Annotated in this window: 18 protein-coding genes; 3 read left to right on the top strand and 15 right to left on the bottom strand. The window is 43.9% G+C overall.

Going from position 1 to position 24,324, the window contains the following annotated elements:
* Positions 1 to 8: 8 nt before the first annotated feature.
* The 10 genes from MKX59_RS03125 to MKX59_RS03080 form a co-directional block, all read right to left on the bottom strand.
* Positions 9 to 509, bottom strand: coding sequence for a flagellar protein FlgN (locus MKX59_RS03125; RefSeq protein ID WP_068938901.1), 501 nt, complete (start codon positions 507 to 509; stop codon positions 9 to 11).
* Between the two features lie 10 nt (positions 510 to 519).
* Positions 520 to 795 carry a flagellar biosynthesis anti-sigma factor FlgM gene (gene flgM / locus MKX59_RS03120; RefSeq protein ID WP_013312286.1) on the bottom strand — a complete coding sequence of 92 codons (276 nt, stop codon included), beginning with the start codon at positions 793 to 795 and terminating at the stop codon, positions 520 to 522.
* A 196-nt stretch (positions 796 to 991) separates the two neighbouring features.
* Complete coding sequence (locus MKX59_RS03115) at positions 992 to 1,402, bottom strand: TIGR03826 family flagellar region protein (protein WP_023990675.1); 411 nt, start codon at positions 1,400 to 1,402, stop codon at positions 992 to 994.
* A 737-nt stretch (positions 1,403 to 2,139) separates the two neighbouring features.
* Positions 2,140 to 2,607 carry a LysM peptidoglycan-binding domain-containing protein gene (locus tag MKX59_RS03110; RefSeq protein WP_028542157.1) on the bottom strand — a complete coding sequence of 156 codons (468 nt, stop codon included), beginning with the start codon at positions 2,605 to 2,607 and terminating at the stop codon, positions 2,140 to 2,142.
* Positions 2,608 to 2,989: 382 nt separating this feature from the next.
* A complete protein-coding gene (locus MKX59_RS03105; protein WP_340857571.1) occupies positions 2,990 to 3,856 on the bottom strand; it encodes a ComF family protein in 867 nt (288 codons plus the stop codon).
* A gap of 47 nt (positions 3,857 to 3,903) precedes the next feature.
* Positions 3,904 to 6,018 (bottom strand): helicase-related protein, encoded by a 2,115-nt coding sequence (locus tag MKX59_RS03100; RefSeq protein WP_071558137.1) that lies wholly within the window; start codon positions 6,016 to 6,018, stop codon positions 3,904 to 3,906.
* A gap of 200 nt (positions 6,019 to 6,218) precedes the next feature.
* Positions 6,219 to 6,659 (bottom strand): hypothetical protein, encoded by a 441-nt coding sequence (locus MKX59_RS03095; RefSeq protein ID WP_025719114.1) that lies wholly within the window; start codon positions 6,657 to 6,659, stop codon positions 6,219 to 6,221.
* 169 nt (positions 6,660 to 6,828) lie between these two features.
* Positions 6,829 to 7,551, bottom strand: coding sequence for a response regulator (locus tag MKX59_RS03090; protein WP_007432713.1), 723 nt, complete (start codon positions 7,549 to 7,551; stop codon positions 6,829 to 6,831).
* A 4-nt stretch (positions 7,552 to 7,555) separates the two neighbouring features.
* Positions 7,556 to 8,716, bottom strand: a complete 1,161-nt coding sequence (locus tag MKX59_RS03085; protein WP_013312293.1) for a sensor histidine kinase — start codon at positions 8,714 to 8,716, stop codon at positions 7,556 to 7,558.
* Positions 8,717 to 8,763: 47 nt separating this feature from the next.
* Positions 8,764 to 11,481 carry a stalk domain-containing protein gene (locus MKX59_RS03080; RefSeq protein ID WP_076264496.1) on the bottom strand — a complete coding sequence of 906 codons (2,718 nt, stop codon included), beginning with the start codon at positions 11,479 to 11,481 and terminating at the stop codon, positions 8,764 to 8,766.
* A 266-nt stretch (positions 11,482 to 11,747) separates the two neighbouring features.
* Here MKX59_RS03080 and MKX59_RS03075 point away from each other — a divergent pair, with 266 nt between their 5' ends.
* The 3 genes from MKX59_RS03075 to MKX59_RS03065 are packed head-to-tail and all read left to right on the top strand — an operon-like array spanning position 11,748 to position 17,229.
* Positions 11,748 to 13,157: an efflux RND transporter periplasmic adaptor subunit gene (locus tag MKX59_RS03075; protein WP_023990682.1), complete on the top strand. Its 1,410-nt coding sequence runs from the start codon at positions 11,748 to 11,750 to the stop codon at positions 13,155 to 13,157.
* Positions 13,154 to 16,270: an efflux RND transporter permease subunit gene (locus MKX59_RS03070; protein WP_071558135.1), complete on the top strand. Its 3,117-nt coding sequence runs from the start codon at positions 13,154 to 13,156 to the stop codon at positions 16,268 to 16,270. Before MKX59_RS03075 ends, MKX59_RS03070 begins: the two co-directional genes overlap by 4 nt.
* Positions 16,271 to 16,326: 56 nt before the next feature.
* Positions 16,327 to 17,229: a TetR/AcrR family transcriptional regulator gene (locus tag MKX59_RS03065; protein ID WP_028542162.1), complete on the top strand. Its 903-nt coding sequence runs from the start codon at positions 16,327 to 16,329 to the stop codon at positions 17,227 to 17,229.
* 129 nt (positions 17,230 to 17,358) lie between these two features.
* Here MKX59_RS03065 and metK read toward each other — a convergent pair whose 3' ends face one another.
* From metK to MKX59_RS03040, 5 genes are all read right to left on the bottom strand, one after another.
* Positions 17,359 to 18,561, bottom strand: coding sequence for a methionine adenosyltransferase (metK, locus tag MKX59_RS03060; protein ID WP_023990685.1), 1,203 nt, complete (start codon positions 18,559 to 18,561; stop codon positions 17,359 to 17,361).
* Positions 18,562 to 18,893: 332 nt separating this feature from the next.
* Positions 18,894 to 19,184, bottom strand: coding sequence for an alpha/beta-type small acid-soluble spore protein (locus tag MKX59_RS03055; protein WP_013312299.1), 291 nt, complete (start codon positions 19,182 to 19,184; stop codon positions 18,894 to 18,896).
* Positions 19,185 to 19,325: 141 nt separating this feature from the next.
* Positions 19,326 to 19,904: a hypothetical protein gene (locus MKX59_RS03050; RefSeq protein WP_028542163.1), complete on the bottom strand. Its 579-nt coding sequence runs from the start codon at positions 19,902 to 19,904 to the stop codon at positions 19,326 to 19,328.
* 46 nt (positions 19,905 to 19,950) lie between these two features.
* Complete coding sequence (locus MKX59_RS03045) at positions 19,951 to 21,486, bottom strand: stalk domain-containing protein (protein WP_340857565.1); 1,536 nt, start codon at positions 21,484 to 21,486, stop codon at positions 19,951 to 19,953.
* 99 nt (positions 21,487 to 21,585) lie between these two features.
* Positions 21,586 to 23,958: a copper amine oxidase N-terminal domain-containing protein gene (locus MKX59_RS03040; RefSeq protein WP_028542165.1), complete on the bottom strand. Its 2,373-nt coding sequence runs from the start codon at positions 23,956 to 23,958 to the stop codon at positions 21,586 to 21,588.
* Positions 23,959 to 24,324: the final 366 nt, after the last annotated feature.

Raw genomic sequence — 24,324 nt, 5'->3', positions numbered from 1 at the left:
TCCTTCAATTAGGCGCGTGTATCAAATAGTCCCGCTCGTACAGTAGAGGTACTTTTGTCAGCTGGACGCTGATAAACCGCTTCAGATTCCGCATAATATGACATACTCTCAATAGAAAAATCAATATAGGAAAGCGCCTGTTGTATAAGCTGTTGATTCAACTCATTTAATTTTTTCAATTCTACAAGCGTATCCGCTAGATTTTTTTGAATGTGAAGGAGGCGCTGCTTGTCTTCTACATCAAACACAAGACGAGACAACTCCGTAATATTAAGATTCAGCTTGGACTTAATACCACGTTCCTGCAAAAATTCATATGCTGCCTGCAGGCGTCGCTCATCCAGCTGTTCAATGTGTCTGGACATCTTCGATTCCTGGTTCATGACTAGAATGAGCTGATCTACCTTATTTGATATCAGTGCTTCTTTTTTTTGATTTCCTAATGCAATCAACTGCTCGTGAGCCTCTCTAAGCTGCTCCAGCACATCAATCAATCGATCTAAAGGCATATTCCTTCACCTAGCTTTCAGAAGACTGCTTGAAGTAAGGTAACAGCTTCTCTGCAATTTTATCGGCATCCACACGATAAGTACCAGAAGCTACTTGCTGCTTAAGCTCCTGAATTTTCTTAACACGGTCTGCATCACTGCTGCGGTTCAGCATTTCCATTGCTTCCGGAGAAATGGAAACCTCGTCCTTGCGGCGGGATTTCTTTTGTTCCTCTTGACGTCCTGTTTCAATATTGCGCTGATATGGATTAATAGCTCCGATGCGGTTGGTCTCGTTAATTTTCATAACTTCCACCTTCCTTAGTTATTTGATATGGTCAGAATGTATCAGACGACATAGCGTCGAACATGGTTCGTATTATGCCTCACTTCTTTATTTTGTGCATGGTTGCTAAAAATAAAAAAACCGATAAGCTCTATAAAGATTATCGGCGGTATTTGAAACTTTTTGAATAGCTGAATGCGTTTTTAATTCCCCTGTACTACTTTCCACGAAGTTTATCAATCGCGCTGTAGGTACCTGAGCCCATATTATTACTTTGATCCTGATTACTACTTTCGCGTACAGCCTGATGCAGGTCTTTAGTCAGACGTGTTCGACAAGAATCGCACATATGCCCTTCACGAATCGGTATCCCGCATACCTCGCAAGGATACGTCATATTGGGCGCATTAGCAATGGAAATACGTCCCTCACGTATAAATGTCGTGATTTGCTTTACGGATACCTCAGTAGCCTCTGAAAGCTCATGCATATGAATGCCCTTATTTTCACGTATATGTTTGACACAGCGTTCGTATTCAAATTCAATTTCTTTAATACAGTTCTGACAGATTCCCCTGACGTTCTTAATAAACAGCTTTCCACAGCGAGGACAGTTATCCAAATTCATCCTCTGTAGCGCCCCTTTCCAATTTCCGATCTTTAATTACTTTTATCCTTACATTAACTTATAATGAAGAGCCTCGTCTAGCAAATATTTCAAAAAAGATTTTCAGATTTTACACAATTGCACATCTTATAAGCTATCATATAAAAAGTATAAGAGAGAATGATCCATCATCAAAAGTTTGTCTACATCTATATGCAGTGAAATAAAAAATAAAGAAAGCCCATGAAAGTTAATAGCTCAGCCTATTGCATGTGTTTATTTATCGTCAAACATTGCTCCATACTTTAGATAGAAATAAAATAAGCGCCATTCCAGTTATTTTCGGGAATAGCGCTTCATTATACAATTAAAATAGCTATATATGAATATGAGTAAATGTAGAAATTAATTATCAAGATGAGGGAAAAACCGGGCGAAACAATCCTCAGAAGAATTCATGTTCACCTGTGCCCCGAATGACATCAAGAAAGCCCTGTAAATCCGGGGGAACGGCGCCCATACGAATGCTCCGCACATGGAGTGTGGGTATTCATAAATCTCATGGACCTAACATCATCTCAACTTATAACCTATCTTAAATCAAGCTAGATGCACCAGTGGAAATTTGCAGCCCAAAAAAACAAGCTATTTCACAAATAATTATTCAAAAAAGCATTGTTTTAATAGAGGCCTTCCCGTATACTATAGTCAAACGCTTGGTTTAAAAAACACATTTTATTGTACAGTTATAATGATAATTATTTATTTGTGTTTGTTTGCGGTACTTGCAGTTCTTGCCCTACTTTAACCAGGTTGTTGATTTTAACCAGTTCTTCAACAGTTACACCGTATTTTTCAGCAATAGAAGCCAGTGTGTCGCCTTCTTGAACATTTACTGTGATTGTATTTACAGCTGCTGGTGTTTCAGTTGTAGTCGTTGTTGGTTTTGTGGTTGTTGCTTGATTATTGTTCTCAGTAGCTGGTTGAGCTGGTGTTGTAGTTGCTGCATTTTCAGTAGTTTCAGTTCCAAAAAGTTTTGCTTCAAATGCTTTTTGGGCTTCTTCTTGTTGTTTGATGATCAGTTGTTCTTCAGCTTGATCCTTAATTTGGTCAGAGTTCGATTTTGCCATTACTTGACCTGTTGCAAGTGGACTCAACAAAGATACTGCACCTAAACTAACTGCCAACATGCTAGATACTGCTACTTTTTTCATTACGTTTTTCATGATTTTTTCTCTCCTCTTTTTAGCTTTAAATTTTAATTAACTGCTTTACTACTGAGCGAGACACTCCCAATGTCCGCTCTTTAGTCATTAGCTAATCACTTATTACCAATCATGTTAGCTATCAACAGATAGAAATTGTACTCCTCTTTTCCAAAAAAATCAACCTCTAAATTGAAATATTCTGTTTTCATCCCTCACTTCCTTACTTTTTGTTTGTCTCTATACTTTTATTATATACCTCTCTCTAGCTCGTTGTCAAATCCTGCTGATTGTATGGTTTAAATGGCTTCTGCTCTATCATCTAATTCTTCCATTAAGGGAATTATACCCTTTTTTCATAGTTTCAAGCAAAATAATCATGAGAAATACTGGAGATTTGGACTTATGATCTGGCTAAAGTCAGGCAAAAAATAGTCAAATGTATTCCTTGCTCTAATGCCTTTTCTCTCAATACACGTGCACACGCCTGCAATGTGCTCCCCGTTGTATAAATATCATCTACAAGCAAAACGGTAACGGAAAGCTTATCCTTCGTAACACATTGAGATTCAGCTTTTAAAATAAAAGACTTCAGCAAATTTGTCATATTGGGGTGGACAGAAAACGCATTATTCATTGTGTTCATGCGTTCCTTTTTTGATTTAAAGCTTTGTTTGCCTGTATCTTGTGGACGAGCAAGTAATGATAGGAAGGGGAGATTATTCCGCCTAGCGATCTCTTCTGCCAAGATCCGAGCCTGATTGAAGCCTCGCTCTGTCAGCCTCTTCTTACTTACCGGGACACAGGTCACTATATCCACACTCCACAAAGAACGCTTGAAACGAGAATGTTTAAGACTTGCAAACTCATACCTCATCGCCTGATAGGCTCGATTCATGATCTCACCCAGCAGGGAACCATACTTTTCATTCCCGCGATATTTGAACTGTCCAATCCATTCTCTCATCATCGGCGTATAGCTGGTTGCACTCCGATTGCATACAAAGTAACGTACTAATCGGTCAAATTTTACGCAATCCGGGCAAAACGTCGGACGTCCGCAATGAACACAACGAATGTTGTAAACCCAAGGAATTTGAAGCGAACAAGAAGTACATATCCCAGAGAATTCAGAAAAACGTCCTGTGAAAGTGCCGCAAGCGATACATGTTTGGGACTGACGTTGGAATAACCAATTCAAAAATAGACGGGTTCTTGGAATCATCCCCATACCAGAATGCACCTTTCTTGGTAGTTTACGTACTGACATTGTTTCAGGTTTCACATTTCCAAAAAAACTTTTTTTATTTAATACATTTAGTGCTTCACCTCCTTCAGGTACCCTTTTTTCCGAGCCAGTGCATTCATTCGTTTAATTTGTCTAATCGCTCTCTTTTGGCCTCGAGTCCATTGGGGCGATGTAAAAATAACACCTCCACATGGATCATCCTTGGACCTTCCCGCGCGACCAGCCATTTGGACAAGAGAGGCTTCATCAAAAAGACTGCTGTCCGCGTCTAACACATACACATCACTCCGTGGAACAGTCACCCCTCGCTCCAAAATAGTCGTTGTGACCAGAACTCGTATTTCAGTAGCTCGAAATAAGCGCACTTTAGCGGTTCTTTCTTCATCCTGTGAGGAGGTTCCAGCAATAGGTACATCAGGCAATTGTTTAATCAGCAGCTCCACAAGTCCCTGAATAAGTGAGATTCGTGTCACAAACAGGAAAACCTGTGCTCCACGTTGTATGGATACGCGTAGGCGTTGAATAAAGGATGCGGGAAGCCGACCTTTTTGCAGCCAATGTTGCACTGAAGCAGTCCCCAGGCGAAATGGGACAGGTAGGGGATGACGATGAAAACGAACGGGAACCTTGGCGTGTGGCAGTAGACCGCGTGCAGCCTCTTTCTGCAAAGCATGGGGTGGTGTAGCAGACAAATAGATAAACTTTCCCTTCGGCTTACATACTGCTCGTGCAGCAAAGGCAAGCATAGGATCATTGTGATAAGGGAACGCGTCAATCTCGTCAATCACAACCAAGTCAAAGGCTTGACGATAACGCAATAGCTGGTGTGTCGTTGCCAGTGTCAGCTGTCCCCTTTGCCAGCGTTCTACGCTCCCCCCATAGAGCGTCACCATGCTCACATTGGGAAAAGCAATGGCCAAACGAGGCGCTAACTCAAGTACCACATCGCGGCGTGGTGTTGCCACAAGTGCCGTCCCTCCGTGGTCCAACACATATTGCAAGAGCGGAAACATCATTTCCGTCTTGCCTGCGCCTGTTACAGCCCAGAGCAGAAAACGTTCTACCGTAATAACGTGCCCTTGCCGATCAGCGCTATACCTTGCACCTTCGCCAGGTTTTGGCGAAGACTGCCTGCTGCGGGCAAGGGGGCTGCCCTGCGAAGCGGCAGCACCTGATCCCCGGCACGCAACCATGTCGCGCCGGAACAACGCCCGGAGCCCACGGCCTTCCGGGCGAAAACGTCCCTGCACTTCGCCGTGCGGTGCGGCCAAAAAGCGCAGCGCCGCTTCGGCGGCGGCACGCTGTGCAGGGCTCAGCCTCCAGCGGTCGAGTTCCGTCGCCGGGGCTGTGCCTGCTGTGTGTGGCAGGGCGGGTTTCGCTGCACCGCGCAGCAGCAGCGAGCATTCACGGCTGCGCCCCAGCGCGAGACATGTCTCGCAGTAAGCGCACGCCTTACGTCCGCACGACGCACAGCTCGTGCGGTACACTATCCCGCTGCCACAACGGTTGCAGCGGAGTTCATGCGTACGCGCGGCAGACCATCGCGTACGTGGTGCTGGAGCGAGGCCAGCAGCAAAGCTGAGTCGGCCTTGCAGATATGCAAGCTGTGCAGCGGATCGCCAAGTACGCTCCAAACCTGGCGCTGCCTCTGCCAGTAGCGCTTCGGCTTCCGGAACGAGTAACTGGCGTCCTGACAACAAATTAACCAGCTCATTCGCTTGTCGTGTTAAACACTCCCTATCCAATCCATCAATTCCCGTGACGAGGCTCCTTTTTTGAATAGAACGTAAACCTCCGTTTGTTTCTCGTCCCTCATTCCTACTTTCTGTGCGAGAAGTCCGCCCTTGTCCACCATCCCAAATGCATATATTTTCTACTCCTCCAGATAAAATCCGTTCTCCGTCAAAAGGCTCAGGAGCCAGTTCACTTTTTAGCTGTGCGAGAATATAAGCCCACCACTGCCGTTTTCCCCATCGCTCCATATCTGCTAATTCCTTAAATGTTTCGCACAGCTTTGTCCCCCAGGACAAGGGAAGCTCATCTCCTAATAACACCCATCTTTCGACAACATTCTCTTGTCCCTCATCTTGATTCATCCACCATGTCATATCTACTCGAATATCCACAGATAATCGGAGAGTCCAATTCCCTTTATACTTCACTGCATATACTGCAATTTTCACCTTCCCCTTCTCCTCCCATTCATGATTTTTGCGGTTCTTGTCACCCCAGAGAACAGCAAAAAAGCACACTCCTATGGCTAATAGCCTGAAGTGTGCTTCACATCAAGTAGATCTCAATGAGATCCCTGTCGTCTTGCCTATGCAACTGTTTATAAACATTTATATCCGATTTTGACCACGATGTCCACAATCCCCTGTCGCTAAGGAACAAGTGGGGCGTCCGCCAACGACTTGACCGTTCTAAGATCAATAACAACCTGCTTTTCACCGCCTGACTTCGGTAAGACCGGGTTCCCCGGTGAAAAACGACTTGAAATGACTGAAACATCCATATGACTATAGCGCACTAACCGTGTCAGAATCGGTAGCGTATCGTCCATAGATTCATCATCCAGTACTGTCACATGTAGCGGCCTCCGGTGTAGCCAGGCAAGTATGTTCAGCGAACGCATCACCCATTCCACACGATCTCCGTCATTGGACGTAATCACAATATAGCGAGTCGCACGATGACCCGGAGATATTGCGCGTGAATCTTCACCATTGTGATAAGCCTGAACCGCCTGTCGTATATACATAAGATGAACGACTGCGGCTCCCACACCGTATATAAGCAATATCCAAACCAAGTGAGCCGTCACGAGGGTTCCACCTCCTCCTATAGCGACAATATATGCCGTATAACAGGAAGAGGTGTCACGGTTATGTACTGGGTTTCCGTATGAGCGGACATATCGCTCCAAAAGAAAGGCGGTACAGCATTCATATCTATTAGCAGCTACATCGTCTAATGCATGGAAAAACTACACTTTACAGCGTAACCCATCCATATTTGATTGAGTTAATAACTGCTTGTGTACGGTCATCAACCTCCATTTTTTGCAGAATGCTGCTGACATGGTTTTTGACCGTTTTCTCACTAATGAATAAATATTCACCGATCATCTTGTTGCTCTTACCTTCAGCCATCAGACGCAGCACTTCAGCTTCACGACGGGTCAATGGATTATTTTCACCTGCGACAAACTTCACGCCGGCTTCCTTGGTATGACCTTCAGCCATAGCCCCTGTTTCGTTCAAGTAGGTCATCCGGCGAAGCTGCTGAATGAGTTTACCCGTTACCTTCGGATGGATAAACGCATATCCTTCATGAACCGAACGAATTGCATTAATGAGGGACTCGGCCTCCATATCTTTTAACAAATAACCATTGGCTCCCTTGCGCAACGTCTCGAATACATAGCTTTCATCATCATGAATGGATAAAATGATAACTTTGACATCCGGGAACATCTCACGCAGTTTTTCGGTTGCCTCTACACCATTTTCAATTGGCATATTAATGTCCATAAGAACAATATCCGGTTTCTCTACGTTACAGAATTCCAACACTTGAATACCGTCGCCACATTCTCCGATGACCTCAATGTCGTCCTCCATATTCAAAATACGTTTAAGTCCTTCACGGAACAACTGATGATCGTCCGCTAAGAGAACTTTAATGGGTGCATTGCTAATTTCCTGATTTTCCATGTTGTTACTCCTTTCCCTTTTCCACGTTGGTTGGGATATGAATCACTATCTTGGTGCCTTGATTCTCAGCTGATTCGATCTCCATTCTCCCCTCGAGCAGTTCAACCCTTTCCCGCATACCAATCAGACCAAAATGCCCATGATCTTTGCTTTTTTGCTGAAAAAGCTCTGGCTTGAAGCCCAAACCATTATCCTGCACCACGATTTTTACAAGCTGCGCCTGATAGGTAATCTCAACAAGCACATAGGTAGGATAAGCATGCTTGGCAGCGTTGGTCAAAGCTTCCTGGATCAGACGGTAAATGGCTGCTTCCATCGCGGAAGAGAGACGGTGTTCCTTGCCCCTTGTTTCAAAAAGCGATCTAATCTTCGTTTTTTCTTCAAAATCCTGCACATATTTCCGGAGCGTCGGAATAAGTCCCAGGTCATCCAGGGCCATAGGACGCAAATTGAAAATGACCTTTCGCATTTCCTCAAGACTGGAGCGAACCTGTTTCTTCAAGTCTACTATTTCGTCCTGAACCATCTTAAATTCCTGCTTGGCGATCATTCTTTCCACAATTTCCGTCCTAAGCACTAGATGCGCAAGGAGCTGCGCAGGTCCATCGTGAATTTCACGGGATATGCGTTTGCGCTCCTCTTCCTGAGCTAAAATAATTTTCAGACCAATAAACTGCCGGTTTTTGGCCGATTCGATGATCCGCGTCACTTGTCCCAATTCGCCCGACAAATATTCCAGCACGACCCCCATCTGCGAACCGATGGTTTCGGCACGCTCGACAGAAGCCTCGACACTTTTGGCCCGCTTTTGAAGATCATCTCTTCTGGCTTTGAGATACATTTCCTTCTCACGGAAAATCATCACATCGAGTTGAAGCTGTGTTGCCTTCTCATAAGCCTGCTTGATATCCTCTTCCGAATAGCGAACGAAGTCACGGCTGACCTCAGTCAACCGAATGCGGGACCGCCGATAGTTCATTTCCAGCTGGTCCACCTTTTCGATCGTTTCTGCCGTTTCCTTCAAGACGCTCTGGAGCTCCTGATTTAACGTGACCAGCTCGGTCCGGGCCGTGTCCAATATTTCGAACATCTGATATTTGCTGTTCTCCATCACCTGGATGGCATTTTTAATGACTCGGTCTATGATATCGGCTTGAAAGTCCACAAATGTTCTACTCCAATCCTAGCATTTCAAGTATATATCATACCATATCATGACTGAAGGGTGATGGTCTTCGTTTCTTGTTCCCATTTTACAGTCATTCCTAACTGCTCAGATACGAGTCTCAATGGGACTAAAGTCCTACCTCCTAGCACAACGGGTGCAACATCAGTGCTTTGACGCTTCCCGTTCAGAACAACTTCTTTTTTCCCTACGGTCAAATCCATCAGCACACCGCCGCGCATAATGGTGATCCGCTGATCGCCCGCATTCCATTTAGCTTGTCCGCCAAATGCGTCCAGCACATACTTAATCGGAACATACGTTGAGCCATTGCGGGTCATCGGAGCTGCATCAATTGTTGTAGGCGTTCCGTTCACCGTCATTGATTTTTGTCCGATCGTCATCTGAGCTGTTCCCTTTTTGAGTCCTTCTGTACCGACCGTTCCCGGTGTATTAAAAGAAATATTATCAAAAGCAACATTGCCTGTTTTAGCGCGCTCGTCCTGACCCTCTGCCACATTGACCACATAAAGACGCTTCAGCTTCGCCGGATACGAAATATTCAAACCGCTCATATCTGCATTAATGGTTTTCCAGCCGTTCCAGTCGATCACTTTAGCGAGATCAATATATGCTGTTTTGCCTTGAGCATCCTCTAGCTCTGCACGCAGCCAGTTCAGACTCTTATCCCCTCTGACATCAATCGAGATGGAAGTAGCCGCCTGTTCAAGCGTTTTCCCGGATGTGCCGTTCAATTGAGCGTAAGCATACATTTTACCACTGCCGTTCGTCATATCGTAGTTCAGCTCTAGCACTTTGGAATTGGCATGGTCACCATCTCCTTGTACAACAGCCGCTGTGCCAGTAACACCTTCCACATTCGAAGTAAAATCAACCGGATACGAAACATTTTCGAAGTTCTCCCAGTTGTTTGTACTTGCTCCACCAGCAGACAGGAAGACGACAGCGCTGAAACCATCATAGCGACCGATGGCATAGCCCGTTTTTACGCCTGCATCCACCGTATTTACCGTAAGCTGATTGTCCTTGACACTTCCCTTAAAGCCGATGAACTCCCATTTGAGCGCATCGGACGTAATGCTGACACTCTGTCCATCTTTTGTCTTTGCCGTTACCGGTACAGCGATTTTAGCTCCAGCGGTAAGCGAGCCAGTTCCAGTGCCTGCGGTAAGTGATGAAATTTCATCTGCTCCAAGCACCGTGACCTTGGTTGTAGCGCTGGCTGAGCCACTGGATGCCGTTAAAGTAGCCGTTCCTGGTTTGGCTCCCTTTACAACGCCGCCGCTCACTGATACAACAGCCGGATTGCTGGATTTCCACGTCACTTGTACTTTCGAGGTATCAAATGGATTGTAGTAGTTGTCATAGCCTTTGAAGGAATAGCTTCCGGTCTGTCCAATCAGCAGCGTTTTATTGCCCTTGATGGTGAAGCCTTTGAGCGTTCCTTTAGGAGCATTGGTATATACCCCTACTCCATTTACAATACTACGTTGCTCTGTACCATATTCTGTATTGAACGTAAGCCCCGCTGTCGTATCTCCCAAATCACGTGTCACCATAGTGGTAGAGCCGCCCCCGTCAAGGTTCATCCCCTTCCAGACGCCAATATCCTTCATCAGCGTTTGCAGCTCGCTCAGGGATACACCAACGCTGTTCCCATTCTTCTCAACAGCAATGACATAAGCGTAACGCTTGTCACGAGAATATCCCAGAGCTGTACGCGCACGTGTCCCGCCTATGCTTGTTGTGCTCCGGGAAAAAGAGGTTTTCTGGCCGTCATTTACTAATATGGTATGTCCACCAATCATCATCTGAAGGTTAGAAGGATCTACTTCACTCCCTGTCGATTTAACACGAAGATGATAGCTCGTTTCTACGGTTTGTCCCACGGTCAGATGCGCTTTGGCATAATCAGCGGCTTTACCATGAGTACGTAAAATATAGCCATCCTGCGGAACGGTCATATTCAACGTAGCATTGTCGGAGACTTGTGTAACTACACCATTTTGTACCAAGATCTCGGTGGGCGTTGTCGAACTGTTTTTGGGGCGCTCAATTGCTTTCCAAGCAGATGTATAAATATACATAGCATTAGAGTGACTATAGTTGCCCCCACTCGTCTCAGGGGAATACGAAGCCTTGTTCATCCCCGCCAAAGAGAAGGACGACCCATCTCCAGCTTTCACTGTACCTTCAAAAGTAAACTGCTCCACCATCGGAGAACCATCCTTGGTTACAGCAAAGGCATACATACCCGTTAAATCAGACGGAGTAGACATCAACACACCCTTGGATACTTGTCCACCGATCGGCGCTCCCTCGCTGGAAGTATTAAAATAATCCCCGTTTACACCAGCAACCGCCCCGGTCTCTTTTGCCATGCCACCTGTGCTCTGACGGGTCGTAAACTGTCCATTCTTCCCCGTCATGACATCCAGCTTAACGTACGGATTTTGCAAGTCCACTCGAATGATATCAGCCAGCGCTGTTCCTTTGGAACCTTTAAAACGATATTTCAATAATGTTGCACCCGAAGTAATGATCTCTTCGCCCAATTTTACAGTTGAACCAGAGGCTGCACTTGCGATTGGAGCAGACATCCAACCATTCAAGGGGATTAGAGCCCCAGTTCCAGCAACCGGACCGACCCATAATACCCCTGCCAGTGTTAACACGGCCCATCTTTTAGCCATTCCTCTGCCATTAACTTTCACTTCACTCTGTTTCTTATTACTTAAAAACATTTGGATAATAGCTCCCATCTTCAATGTATTCAAACGGTTTTGTTCCGCGCGTGTACTCTATCAATAAACAAAAAAATCCTCTTATGTTAATAGACTTATTATATAGGCAAAAGTTACGAAAATCCCGTCAACTAATTCATAAAATCTAAAACGATGAATTGACGAATGCAATATCGGCGCACTATAATACATTTGAACTTATTAGTTCAAATAATACTGGTTAGTTCACAACTCCAATTATGACCCTATCGGAAGGATTGATAATCATGAATAAACAACGGGCCATCATCATATTCACTTTATCCCTGAGCATCGCACTCACCGGATGTTCTACAGAAAAAAAAGATGCCGCTCTAGGTTCATCAGCACAGCCAACCGTTGTGCGCACTGCAATCGTCAAATCCACACCCCTTCATACCGTCTATAACTTGTCAGGCACTCTTCAGGCTTATGAGGAGAACACACTGGCTTTCCAAAATGGAGGCACTGTAGCCAGTGCATATCTCACTGTCGGTACTGCTGTACAGAAGGGCGCCGTTATTGCTAGTCTGGATGACGCTGACTACAAACTTCAGGTGGCACAGGCGACAGCCTCCATCTTGGAAGCACAGGCTGGTATTGATAACGCACAGGCTAATTTACAGGCTGCTACCTCCGCGATTCAATCCGCCGATGCAGGCATTACAGGAGCTCGCGCGAATGTTAACAAGGTCAATAAAGGCGCACGTGCTCAAGAGAAACAACAAGCGCAAGCTACTGTAGATAAGGCACAAAGCGCTTATAACAAGGCCAAGACGGATAGCGAGCGTACACAGAAGCTGTTTGAGGCAGGCGCTGCTACTGCATCAGATAATGAAAATGCTCGCCTGAATGCTACCGCAGCCCTGAAAGACCTGGAACAAGCCAAGGAATCCCTGTCCCTTTTGCTGGAAGGGGCCACAGCCGAAGATCATCAATCCGCCCAAGCTTCCTTTCAAGATGCGCTTGCAGGTAAAAGCAAAGCCCTTGCGGCCAGTGAACAGGCTGCGGCTTCCCAAAAACAAGCCCATGCCAACTACGAAAAAGCCCTTGTCGCCAAGGGTCAGGCAGAGCTAGCACTATCACGCACCCGTTTAACCTCTCCCGTGAACGGCGTAATCTTAGACAAAATCGTGAATACAGGTGATTTGGTCGCGTCAGGGCAAGCCGTCTATCGCATAGGCTCCATCGACCGCCTCAAAGTAATGCTTCCTGTACCAGACAGTGAAATTAAGGATTGGAAAAAGGGTCAACAAGTAGAATTGGCGCTCTATGAAGAGACTCGTCAAGGTACGGTGTCTAACGTCTATCCTTCAACCAGCACCGACACGGGAAGGGTTAACGTAGAGATTGTTATAAACAATCCACAGCGAGACTGGTTACCCGGTCAGGTCATTAAAGCTGCTCAACAGGTGACCGACAAGAATGGGATTCTCGTTCCTGCCGAAGCAGTCATTAACACGGGAAGCAAGCCTTTTATTTTCAAAGACATTCAAGGAAAAGCTGTTAAAACCCCTGTGGAGCTTGGTAATCAGGTTGTAGATAATCAGTTGCAAATCGTATCGGGACTTCGTGAAGGCGAACGTATTATCGTTAAAGGGGCAGAAAACCTGTTTGATGGAAATGCGATTCAGTCGGAGGAAGGCGGACGCCCATGATTGAGTACATCGTAAAAAAGCGAAAAATTACATTGCTGTTTTTTGTCATGCTGATTTTGGTCGGAATCTTCGCCTTTTTCCAGTTACCACAGCAGGAAATGCCGGATGTCACCATACAGAATGCTATGGTAACAACAGTCTACCCTGGTGCTTCACCACAAAAAGTAGAACAAACCGTAACTAAAGAGCTGGAGAAACGCATTAAGGAAGTTGAAGGTGTTAAAACGATTAGTTCGACTTCTGGTAACGGATTCTCCTCAATTTTAATCGAATCCAAAAACGGAGTTGATCCTCAAACGGTTTGGGATGATATGCGTAAAAAAGTGCAAGATGCACAAGCTGATCTTCCTCAAGGTGCTGAAGTGCCTGTTGTAAATGACAAACTAACCAGCTCTTTTATTGGCTCCTATGCCCTAACAGCTGACTCTTCCGCACCACTGTATAAACTAAATGATTTAACAACAACTTGGAAAGATCAGCTTAATACCATTTCTGGCGTATCTAGCGTCAAATTCAATGGTCTCCCTGATCAAGAAGTACGTGTCCATATTGACAACCAGAAGCTTCAGCAATACCAGCTGTCATGGGGACAAGTAGCTCAAGCGATCCAGTCTCAAATTGATCGGGTTCCTACCGGCAATATTGAATACAACGGACGTACCTATCAACTTATTGTTCGCGAGACCGAAAAAGCTGATGAATTGAATCAGGTCCTTTTGACACGCACCAAAGAAGGTAATCCTGTATATTTGAGAGATGTCGGCACAACGGAGCTAGCACATCCTAATGCAGAATACTTTGCCTATGTAGAGGGTAAACCGGCCATTACGCTAAGTATTGGAGCAGAAACAGGCACAGACATCCCTTCTATGAGTGAAAAGGTCAATACCAAGCTCAAAGAGCTGGAGAAAACACTCCCCGCAGGTGTCCACTTTCAAACTCTTTTTGCACAAAAGGATCAGGTAAGCCATATCTTTGACGACTTAAAGCGTGAAACGATTCTTGCGATTGCGGCCGTTATTCTCGTTTGTATGTTGGGGCTGAATTTGCTCACCTCTGCATTTGTTGCACTGGCCATTCCTATTTCGGTTTCGATTGCCATTATCTTTTTGCCTATGTTCGGCATCACTCTAAATCAGATTTCCGTTGTCGGTCTGATCATCGTACTCGGCATACTCGTGGATGATGCCGTAGTTGTAAATGATAATATTGAGCGTAGACTTACGGAATTAGGAGAATCACCCTCAGTCGCAGCTGTAAAAGGTACCAAAGAGGTCATGCTTTCTATTTTGGTTGCAACTCTGGCCACCATCTCAGCTTTCGCGCCATTGTTGTTTCTTCCTGGAAATGTAGGTGCCTTTATTAAACCCATTCCTGCTATTGTCTCCCTGACCATGCTTGCCTCTATGATTATGTCGCTCACCATCATCCCTATTTTTCGAGAATGGTATGAGAAGCGCAGACAGGCTCGTCACCCTCAGGGTAAGTCTAAACCAGCAGGCTTGCTCGGCCAGCAGATTCATTCTTTAAACAAGCTCTATTCACAAAAACTGATGCCTAAGGTCATTCAGCGTCCCTTGTTGACAGCCATGGTCGGACTCATGCTTGGAACAGCCGCCTATGGATTAGTCCCCTTTACCTCAGTTGAACTTTTTCCTGAGTCGGAAGATCCTCATGTTGCACTAAATGTAAAAATGCCTGTAGGCACTTCAATTGCGGAAACCGACCAGGTCGTTAAAGACCTTGCAGGCTGGGTGAAAAAGCAACCTGAAACTTCCAAGGTCGTCTACAGCGCTGGAGGGACTGCCCCACAACTGTTTAGTGACATTAATAGTATGGGTGGAGATATTAGTTATAACGAAACGGTGGGGCAGATTGCTGTCGTCGGCAAAGAAAACGTATTCGATCTCAATACGACAGTGGATGCTTGGGAACAACATGTTAAGAAATCCTACCCTGGAGTTACAGTGACGATGTATGTTCCTCGTCTCGGGATTCCAGTGGGTAAGCCCGTTTCTATTCGTATCTCAGGTCAGGATCTGAATGAACTGCAAACCCTTGCCCAAAAAGCAAAGGAGCAGATCGCGACAGTAGAGGGCACAACAGGCATCGTGGATGATATAGGAATTGAACGATATGCACTGGAGCTTGAGGTCAACAAGCAAGCAATGGATCAGTACCTGGTAAGCTACACAGATTTGACTCGTACCCTGCTTCTATTAAAAGAAGGAGCTCAAGTCAGCCAATTTGATACTGGAAACAGTCTGGTTGATATTAAAATGTATTTGAATCACAGTGACGAGGAGCCAAGTAAGCTTTTCCAACAATTAAGTGTAGTTAATACAGCTGGTAAGCAAATACCATTAAACCAGCTCGTCCAGATTAAGCCTTCATTTGCTATTCAGCAAATCAAGCATTACAATATGGAGCGGACGATTACGGTGGAAGCCGACTTGAACGGACGAACTGCAAGCGAAGCGATGGTTGACGTTGAAAGTAAGCTGGCGCAAATGAAGTTCCCAGAAGGCTACAAATGGGAGGTTGGTGGAGAAACCTCTGACCAATCGACCATATTCAAGGACTTAGGACAGCTGGCGATCGTTGTAGTCTTGCTCATTTTACTCTTGATTACCATGCAATTTTATTCCCTCTCCATTCCTATTATTATTATGACGACCGTGTATCTGGCAGCAGCCGGCGGGATTATTGGTATCTTCTTGACCGGTATGCCTATCGGTTTTATGAGCATCATGGGAATTATTGCTCTCGCGGGCATTGTTGTGCGGAATGGGATTGTGTTAATTGAATTTATCGAGGATGCACGCCATGAAGGAATGGAATTAAAGGAAGCCGTGATACAGGCAGCCGCCGCTCGCTTCAGACCGATTTTATTGACATCTTTGGCAGCTATTGTAGGTATGATTCCGTTAGCACTATTGGGAAGCCTGCTCTTTAAGCCACTGGCTTTTACCGTCATTTTCGGATTGTTATTCTCGACCTTGTTAACCTTGTTTGTCGTACCGTCCTTGTATATGATCATGGCCAAGTACAAGATGCGCCGTCAACTCAAAAAACAGCAGCACACAGTTATCACACGTGACCAACCTTTGTGAGGTATGAAGTGAATTCGCATGCTGTCGAGTTGGTCGGTCCCTAGGGGGAAGTATGTATGGAAAGTAAAAAAAATGATATTTTACAGGCGGCCATTCGGCTGTTCTCCAGAAAAGGCTATTATTCAACATCTGTTGAAGAAATCGCCAAAGAAAGTGGGATGGCGAAGGCATCCTTCTATAAATATTTTCAAGGAAAAGAAGAACTCCCTCTAGAAATGTGTATCATTCTGGAAAATAACATTGAACAAGACATCCGAGCTCTCTACAGTAAACCTGATCTTTCTAAGCACGATAAACTACATGGTTTTATTGTACTTTACTTGAAAAATCTCGTTGAAAACAAAGTGTATCTCATGATGGATCTTCCTGAGCCATCCATGCTTATTTTTCAGAATGAACATCTCAATTACGCGTTCGAGAATCATGAATACAAATTGTACAAATGGGTTCGCGACTGCCTGATTGATATTTTTGGACCGAGCATTGAAGATCATGCATGGGATATGACCTTTGTACTTAAAAGCATTGTGTTTGAATATATTCGCTTCTTTGCCGATCGGATGAATGATGAAACGATTGAACATCTAACGCAGTTTATCATCTTCTTATCCAGTTCCTTGGCAACCAGCCTGAACAATGCTGATTCAGCTCCACATTTGTTCTGGAGCAAGCAAGGCTGGTTGCCTGAAAGTGCTCTAAGTAATCCCTTTGACCAAGGCCGTCAAATTAACAGCCTTCTCCACTCCTTGGAAGACAGTATACTGCTGTCTTCGTGGAGTTCAGAGGAGAAACAGGAGTGTCAGCAAATCTACGCTCATTTAAAGGAAGAGGCTCTGAAATCGAACCCTCAGAAAGGCCTCCTGAAAGCCCTTTTTGCGTATTTGGAGCAGTACAAGGAACTGCAAAAGGTTTGTCGTTTACTTAAAAATTTATTGGACCATGCACCGATATCCGAGTAGTCACTCAGCATTCGGTACATCTGAGCAAATTCATACTTAACAGTGAAACACATCAAAAAAAGACTGTTCATGCAAAGCATGAAACAGTCTTTTTGGGTTATTACTTTTATTTTGATAACATACGAGGAGTTACAGCCCCGCTTGTTCTTTTAGAATTTCAGCTTTATCTACGCTCTCCCATGGTACATCCAAATCTGTACGGCCAAAGTGACCGTAGGCAGCAGTTTGCTTATAAATTGGACGACGCAGATCCAACATGCGAATAATGCCTGTTGGGCGCAGATCAAAGTTATTTCGGATCAATTCAACCAGCTTCTCATCACTCACTTTACCCGTACCGTATGTATCGACGTTAATCGAAACAGGCGTAGCTACACCGATGGCATAAGCAAGCTGAATTTCCACTTTGTCTGCCAATCCTGCTGCTACGAGGTTTTTCGCTACATAACGAGCAGCGTAAGCAGCGGAACGGTCCACTTTGGTCGGATCTTTACCGGAGAATGCTCCCCCGCCATGACGTGCATAACCACCATACGTATCCACAATAATTTTACGGCCTGTCAGACCTGCATCTCCTTGAGGGCCACCGATAACAAAGCGTCCTGTCGGATTAATGTAATACTTGGTTTGCTCATCCAATAATTCGGCAGGGACAATTGGCAAAATAACCTTTTCTTTGATGTCTGCTTGAATTTGCTCCAAAGTAGTATCCTCTGCATGCTGCGTAGAAACCACAATAGCATCAATACGAACAGGTTTACCATTTTCATACTCTACCGTTACTTGGGTTTTACCGTCTGGACGAAGGTAATTCAGTGTTCCATCCTTACGTACTTCAGACAAGCGTCGTGCAATACGGTGAGACATAGCGATAGGCAAAGGCATCAACTCAGGTGTCTCGTTCGTAGCAAAACCAAACATCAAGCCTTGATCCCCAGCCCCAATGTTTTCCGTTTCTTTATCTACTTCAGCAGGATCACGGCTTTCCAAGGCAGCATTAACCCCTTGAGCAATGTCAGGCGACTGTTCATTCAAAGAAGTCAATACAGCGCAAGTATTATAGTCGAAACCGTATTTCGCACGTGTATAGCCAATTTCCTTAATCGTATTACGTACAATGGATGGAATATCCACGTATTCCGATTTGGAGCTGATTTCACCAATGACAAGAACGAGACCAGTAGCTACCGATACTTCACATGCTACCCGTGCATTAGGGTCATTAGCCAGAAAGGCGTCCAATACAGCATCGGATATCTGATCACAGATTTTATCCGGATGGCCTTCTGTTACAGACTCGGACGTGAACAAATGACGGCCTTTTACAGACATGAATTTCAACCTCCCACAATTAAAATACATGAGGATTTATAAAAAAATCCTGACATGGCAATGGTATTATTCAGATACCTTCAAGCCAACAAATGGCGGGAGATATCTTGTTACACCTGATTAATAAAAAATGAACCTTTTCCGGTAGGAAAAGGTTGCGTACAAGCCTCAAATGCCATGATATCCTATTTAAAACAAGGTGTCAATTCATACAGCCCAATTACAACTTTCGAAATTGAGGTAAGTTTACATGCAGACCATTTTCGATTCACATGTAAATAACCCCAGTTTATACGCTAATATATAATCAAAAACTGTAAAATTATTGCAATTTACAATGTACCATATTCAGATAAGCTACGTTCAGCAGATTGTATCAATCGCTTAGTAATTTCACCACCAACTGAACCGTTCTGTCTTGAAGTTAAATCACGCCATGCTACATTTTCGCTCCCCGCAAACTCCCCCAATTCTGCAGCAAATTCACTGTCAGCCTTAGGTTGTATATGTGTATATTGGGGATTATAAACAGGCAGCCCAAATTCAGCAGCGATCTCATACTTCAAATCATCTAACCTGGCACGGCTTTCAGGAATTAATCGTCTTTGACCTCTTGATGCCATCGTATACACCCTCCACTAAACGTATTGTCTTTCATGGGGGTAGTGTGCAGCGATTAGGTTCAACTTAGCCAAGAACAATTTGCTATCCCAAGCAGTATTTAAGAAAAAGAGCCACCGAAAGCAGCTTATATACAAAACAGTTTACTGAACAGTATAACCGCCTCGTACCATAACGACCAGACCAAACTTCTGACCTTCTTTTACTTGAATACCTCTTCCTTCTCTAGGAAACGATAATAAATGATTTTTCTCGAGAGCCTGATTATGAACAATTTCCGTTCCAGAAGTAATATCAATAGCACCACTGGCATCCATACTATACACAACGGCATAACCATTACGTAAAATAAATTCCGAGCCTGCTTTGGCAATCAGTTTTTGACCAGGCTTTACATCAACAACCTTTAAAGCCTCTGTCTGCTCTGGTGTGGAAGCTTTTCCTGCACTAGAAGTTCCTGACGCCGTTGTGTTAGAAGTAGTATTTGTTGCTGGAGCATTCGAACTAGTCGTTTTACTACTCGTGTTACTTGCTGGTACTCCACCTTTAATTGCCTGAGCAATTTTTTGGTCGACATAGCTTTTGGTTACGACTGGATCATCAGCTGTACCAGGTTGTCCAGAACTGGAGGCACCATTAACTGAATTGTTCATTAAGGAGCCAGCAACAATTCCTCCTCCAAGTAAAACAGCAGCCAACGATACTTTATAGCATGATTTCATGAAGTCCTCCTACAGCAGGTTATAGCAAGTATAGGTTAAGCTTTAATTATTGTGCGCTAGCTCCAGAAGAACCCTGCATAGCCCAAGGCTTATCAAAAGCCAACTTCAAAGTATCAATATTTGTAACTATATCCTCAGCCTGTTGCTCAGCAGTAGTCACTTTCAAATTAGCTTCATAAACCTGAAGCTCTGTAGCCAACCCAACATCAAACTGCTTCTTAGCCATATCAGCTGCACTTCTTGCACTCACCAAACCAGCTTGAATCTGTGAGTACTGGCTTTCTAATGCTTTGATGTTGTTATAGATTGTTCTTACTGCTTCTTCGAGTTGTCTCTTTGTGCCTTCTGTTGCATACTGAGCTTTTTCAACATTAAGTTGCTCAGCTTCGTAAGGTGTGTTTCCTGGCGTACTAAAATTGTAGAGCTTCAGGCTCAATTCAGCTAAATCCACTTTTTGCTCGCTCAGCCAAATGGCCGTGCTACTAGTAAGTACTTGGCTTACTTTTGTCTCTACATTATCTTTAAATTCAGAATAAACAGGTTTATCCTTCAATTCATAACGTTGCTCTGGTTTGTAGCCAATCACTTGGTTCAAAGACACATAAGCACTATCAAGGTCCTTTTTAGCCTTCTCTAAAGCAGCTTGATTTTGAGTCAACTGATTGGTTGCTTGTGTAACCTCATAATCACTCGACATTTGATTATCTCTTTTAATTTGTGCGACTTTTAGCTTGCGCTCCGCATCTTCGATATTCAATGCAGCAAGCTTGACGGCATTCTGCTTTTGAAGGAGCTTGTTATAAAGATCCTTTACGTTATATTCAATACCTTCTTTGGTCATATCCAAGTTCTTTTTAGCAGCCTCATAGTTAAGGTTCGTTTGAGCATAACCTTTGAAAGCTTTATCAGAAGCCTCATCACCTGCTTCTGCTGGAACAAAGTCAATATTCTTGCCAGCTTCCTTCATGATTTTCCCAGTTTGATCAATATTCGTTGCTGCTGCTTTAACTGTAGTACTATCAGCTATAGCCAGTTTAACGGCATCATCATAGGCCAAGGAATCATTATAGTAGGTATCATAGGTAACCTTTGTCACAGGAGCTGTGAGAGGCTTACTGGACAAGCTATTGGCTTCGCCAGTTGTACTTCCATCTGCTTGGTTTGAAATAGTAATTGTACGTGTACTTTGATCCCAATTTACTTTGGCGCCTAATGATTGGCTCACAAAACGTAAAGGAACAAGTACTTGACCCTTTTGAATTTGAGTTGCCGCATCGAGTTGTACAGGAGCACTATTCTTATAAGCAAGCTTGGAACCAACATTCAAAGCCAATGTATCTTCATTTTTAGAAGCAGTTACTTTTTTAGCTTTGCTGTCCCAATCGACTTTCGCACCCAAGCTTTCAAAAACACCACGGAGAGGCACCAAGGTTGTATTTTGGCTAACAACTGGGGACTGGGTATATTGCTGAGTTACACCGTTAATAATAACCTTTATATCACCTGCTTGAGCTCCTGCAAAATTGGCAAATGCAGAAGAAAGAACTAATGTAGAAAGTGCTGCCACTCCAAAACGTTTCATAATTTCTCTCCTTTGTCAATATGACTAATAAAAGAAAAGGGCTCCAAAAGGAACCCTCTTCTCATCTAATTCAGTTAACTCAAAAGAGTTGCTCTTAAATTAGTTGTTGTTTTCAACAGTTACTGTTTTAGCAGTTGCATCGTAGTTGATGGATGCATCCAACGCTCTGCTCACCCAGAAGATAGGCAGTACAGTACGGTTTTTGTTAGTTACAGCTTTAACGTCCATACGAATCACAGAACCGTTAACAGTCAACAGGTTAGTGTTCAGTTTGATTTGAGCAACGCGGTCACCTTTAATCAGGGTAACTGTGGAAGTTGCTTTGTCAAACAGGATGTTTTGTGGGGATACACCCAAAGCTTCAGCTGCATAACGTACTGGCAAGTAAGTGCGTCCGTTTTCAGCATAAGCAGCTACATCAGAAGTTTTACTTTCGCCGTTCACAGTGTAGGAAGTGCTTCCCAGTGTGAAGACAGCTTTAGTTTTAGTAGCACCTGGAGCTGGAGTTCCAACAGTTGCGATTGCTACTTCAGCAGCTGCAGTGTTGTTGTCTTTCCAGTTTTGAGTGTTGTCAGTTGCGCCTTTGTAAGCAGTGTAAGAAACTGCGCTACCTTTCAGCTTAGCAACGATGTCGCCTTGAGCTACAGTACGGTCAACAGTCAGCTTAGGAGCCGAGATTGTGATTGTACTTGGAGTAGCACTTTCGCTATCGATGTAGAAGCTCAGACGGCCTTTGTTGCTTTCGCCGTAAGTATCAGTAGATACGCTCTTCACTTTAACGTCACCAGCTGTAACTTTTACTTCTGGAGTAGAAGCAAAACGTACGCCTGTTGGCAATTCCAAGATTACTTCACGGCTACCGTCTTTCTTAACGAAAGCTTCTTTAGCAGCTTCAGTGATTGTGATATCGCCAACTTGTTGGTCGCCCAGACCAATTGTCAGGGTTGGTTTGGAAGCAGCAGCCAGAGTAACTGCTTGTTTCACAGTTGCAACCTTAACAGTACCGCTCAGACCTTGGCTACCAGCAACATCAACGTTCAGATCGCCAGAGAAACCTGGTTGCGTAGCAACTTCAACGTTTTTCAATTTCAGACTACCAGCATCAGTTGTGCTGTTAGCGTTGTTGAAAGTCAATTTCAAAGTACGTTTGTCAGAGTCAGTATAGGAAACCTCTGCTCCACCCAAACCGTTAGTGTTCTCCATAGAACCGGAGAAGTTGCTTCCTGGGTTATTGCTTTCAAAAGTTGACTGCCAACGAGCACCTTCAGGCAGACGCAAAGTTACAGTACGTCCTTTTACGAAAGAACCAGCAACAGTTTCTTTAATTGTAACATCACCAATTTTTTGCTCATCATGACCAGCAAGAATTGTTGATGGAGTAGCAACGGAAACGCCACCACCGATTTGACCATAGCTACCAACTACGAGGGAGCTAACATCAGTTGTTGCATTACCAGAGATACTAACTGTAACGTCGCCTTCTTTTGCACTGTTTTCATCATCAACATAGAATCCTACAGGCAATTGGAAAGATGTTTGGTCGTCACTTACTTTTTTCAAAGACAAAGTAAGCGTATCGCCATCAGTAGAGTAGTTCACATCTGATGGTTGAATTGCTTTGTCTGTCTTAGAAGTAAACAAAATAGTGGCTGGGCTTTTAGGAGCGGAATCCCATTTGAAACCACTAGGCAATTTCAACTTAATGTTGCTATTACCCAAAGAACCAGCTGTTTCTTCTTTAACTTTCAAAGTTGCAGTAAAGTTTTCTTCACTGGATACTGTATCAGCAGCAGACAAAGATACTTGACCGGAAGAAACTACGTTTGCAATTGTTGCTTCACCGCTAGTGAAACCACTTGCAGAAGCTGCATCAAAAGTAGCTTTTACAGGTCCATTGCTAGGTCCGTTAACATTAATTTTACCAAAGTTCAGGTAAAGATCAACGCTATCTTTAGAGTTAGTAAAGTTGAAAATCACTTTTGCAGAGTTATTAGTGAGCTTCTCTACAGTCACACCTTCGCCCTTAACGTATCCAGTTTCTGCACGAGCTGCAGCATCTTCATCGTTATCGCCTGGAGCAATGTAAACACCCAAACCATAAGTAGAATCAATAGCAGTAGGGACAACACCAGGATTAGTAGCAAATTCAAAACCTTTAGGCAATGTAACAGTGAAAGATTCACCTTTACCAACAGAAGCTTGGCTTATGTTAACTTTTACTCTACCCAGAGTACTGTTAGTAGTTTGGCTTGAACCAATGCTAGGAGTATTAACAGCAGAGTAGCTAGAAGCTGCATGGATTGCAGTTGGTGCAGTCAATGCTGCGATTGGAGCTGCTACACCAGCAACCAATGTTGCTGTTGCCAGCACGTTGATCATTTTTTTGTTAAACTTTGTCATAACCTTTTTTTCTCCTCCTTGAATATAACCAGAAATATTATTTTTGTCTTTTTGTCGGATCTTGTCACTCATCAGTCGTTACACCTCCTTTCCGAGCTTTATGAGAACCCTTATAAAATGATATCTGTGACAATATCACAGAAGCTTGGAATCTAGTTGAAAGAAAGCGTCCATTTATGACGTACTCCAGTATTATACAATGTGATAACAATGCAGTAAAGATTTTTTTTAGCGAATTTTGTCTTTACGCTTTTGTACCCCTTTGTTTCATACTCACCCAATTAGACGTAGCATGGGTTCAAAAAGTTGCGCCTGTTTCAAAAAAATTTTTTTATTTTTTTGATTATGTATTCCGCTTTCCACAGTCATAATTATACTATTGAACCTGTTCCTCCGTCATCCTACAACTTTTACCTTATCAACCTTAAATGTACAAGG

This window comes from Paenibacillus sp. FSL R7-0340 (genome assembly GCF_038002205.1).
Taxonomy (GTDB): Bacteria; Bacillota; Bacilli; order Paenibacillales; family Paenibacillaceae; genus Paenibacillus; species Paenibacillus polymyxa_B.
This window is presented reverse-complemented; position numbering and strand designations above follow the sequence as displayed.

Bases quoted from the DNA above. Each gene is read 5' to 3' on its own strand.
- MKX59_RS03125 (WP_068938901.1), bottom strand. From the start codon at position 509: ATGCCTTTAGATCGATTGATTGATGTGCTGGAGCAGCTTAGAGAGGCT.
- flgM (WP_013312286.1), bottom strand. From the start codon at position 795: ATGAAAATTAACGAGACCAACCGCATCGGAGCTATTAATCCATATCAG.
- MKX59_RS03115 (WP_023990675.1), bottom strand. From the start codon at position 1,402: ATGAATTTGGATAACTGTCCTCGCTGTGGAAAGCTGTTTATTAAGAAC.
- MKX59_RS03110 (WP_028542157.1), bottom strand. From the start codon at position 2,607: ATGAAAAACGTAATGAAAAAAGTAGCAGTATCTAGCATGTTGGCAGTT.
- MKX59_RS03105 (WP_340857571.1), bottom strand. From the start codon at position 3,856: ATGTCAGTACGTAAACTACCAAGAAAGGTGCATTCTGGTATGGGGATG.
- MKX59_RS03090 (WP_007432713.1), bottom strand. From the start codon at position 7,551: ATGGAAAATCAGGAAATTAGCAATGCACCCATTAAAGTTCTCTTAGCG.
- MKX59_RS03080 (WP_076264496.1), bottom strand. From the start codon at position 11,481: ATGTTTTTAAGTAATAAGAAACAGAGTGAAGTGAAAGTTAATGGCAGA.
- MKX59_RS03075 (WP_023990682.1), top strand. From the start codon at position 11,748: ATGAATAAACAACGGGCCATCATCATATTCACTTTATCCCTGAGCATC.
- MKX59_RS03070 (WP_071558135.1), top strand. From the start codon at position 13,154: ATGATTGAGTACATCGTAAAAAAGCGAAAAATTACATTGCTGTTTTTT.
- MKX59_RS03065 (WP_028542162.1), top strand. From the start codon at position 16,327: ATGGAAAGTAAAAAAAATGATATTTTACAGGCGGCCATTCGGCTGTTC.
- metK (WP_023990685.1), bottom strand. From the start codon at position 18,561: ATGTCTGTAAAAGGCCGTCATTTGTTCACGTCCGAGTCTGTAACAGAA.
- MKX59_RS03055 (WP_013312299.1), bottom strand. From the start codon at position 19,184: ATGGCATCAAGAGGTCAAAGACGATTAATTCCTGAAAGCCGTGCCAGG.
- MKX59_RS03050 (WP_028542163.1), bottom strand. From the start codon at position 19,904: ATGAAATCATGCTATAAAGTATCGTTGGCTGCTGTTTTACTTGGAGGA.
- MKX59_RS03045 (WP_340857565.1), bottom strand. From the start codon at position 21,486: ATGAAACGTTTTGGAGTGGCAGCACTTTCTACATTAGTTCTTTCTTCT.
- MKX59_RS03040 (WP_028542165.1), bottom strand. From the start codon at position 23,958: ATGAGTGACAAGATCCGACAAAAAGACAAAAATAATATTTCTGGTTAT.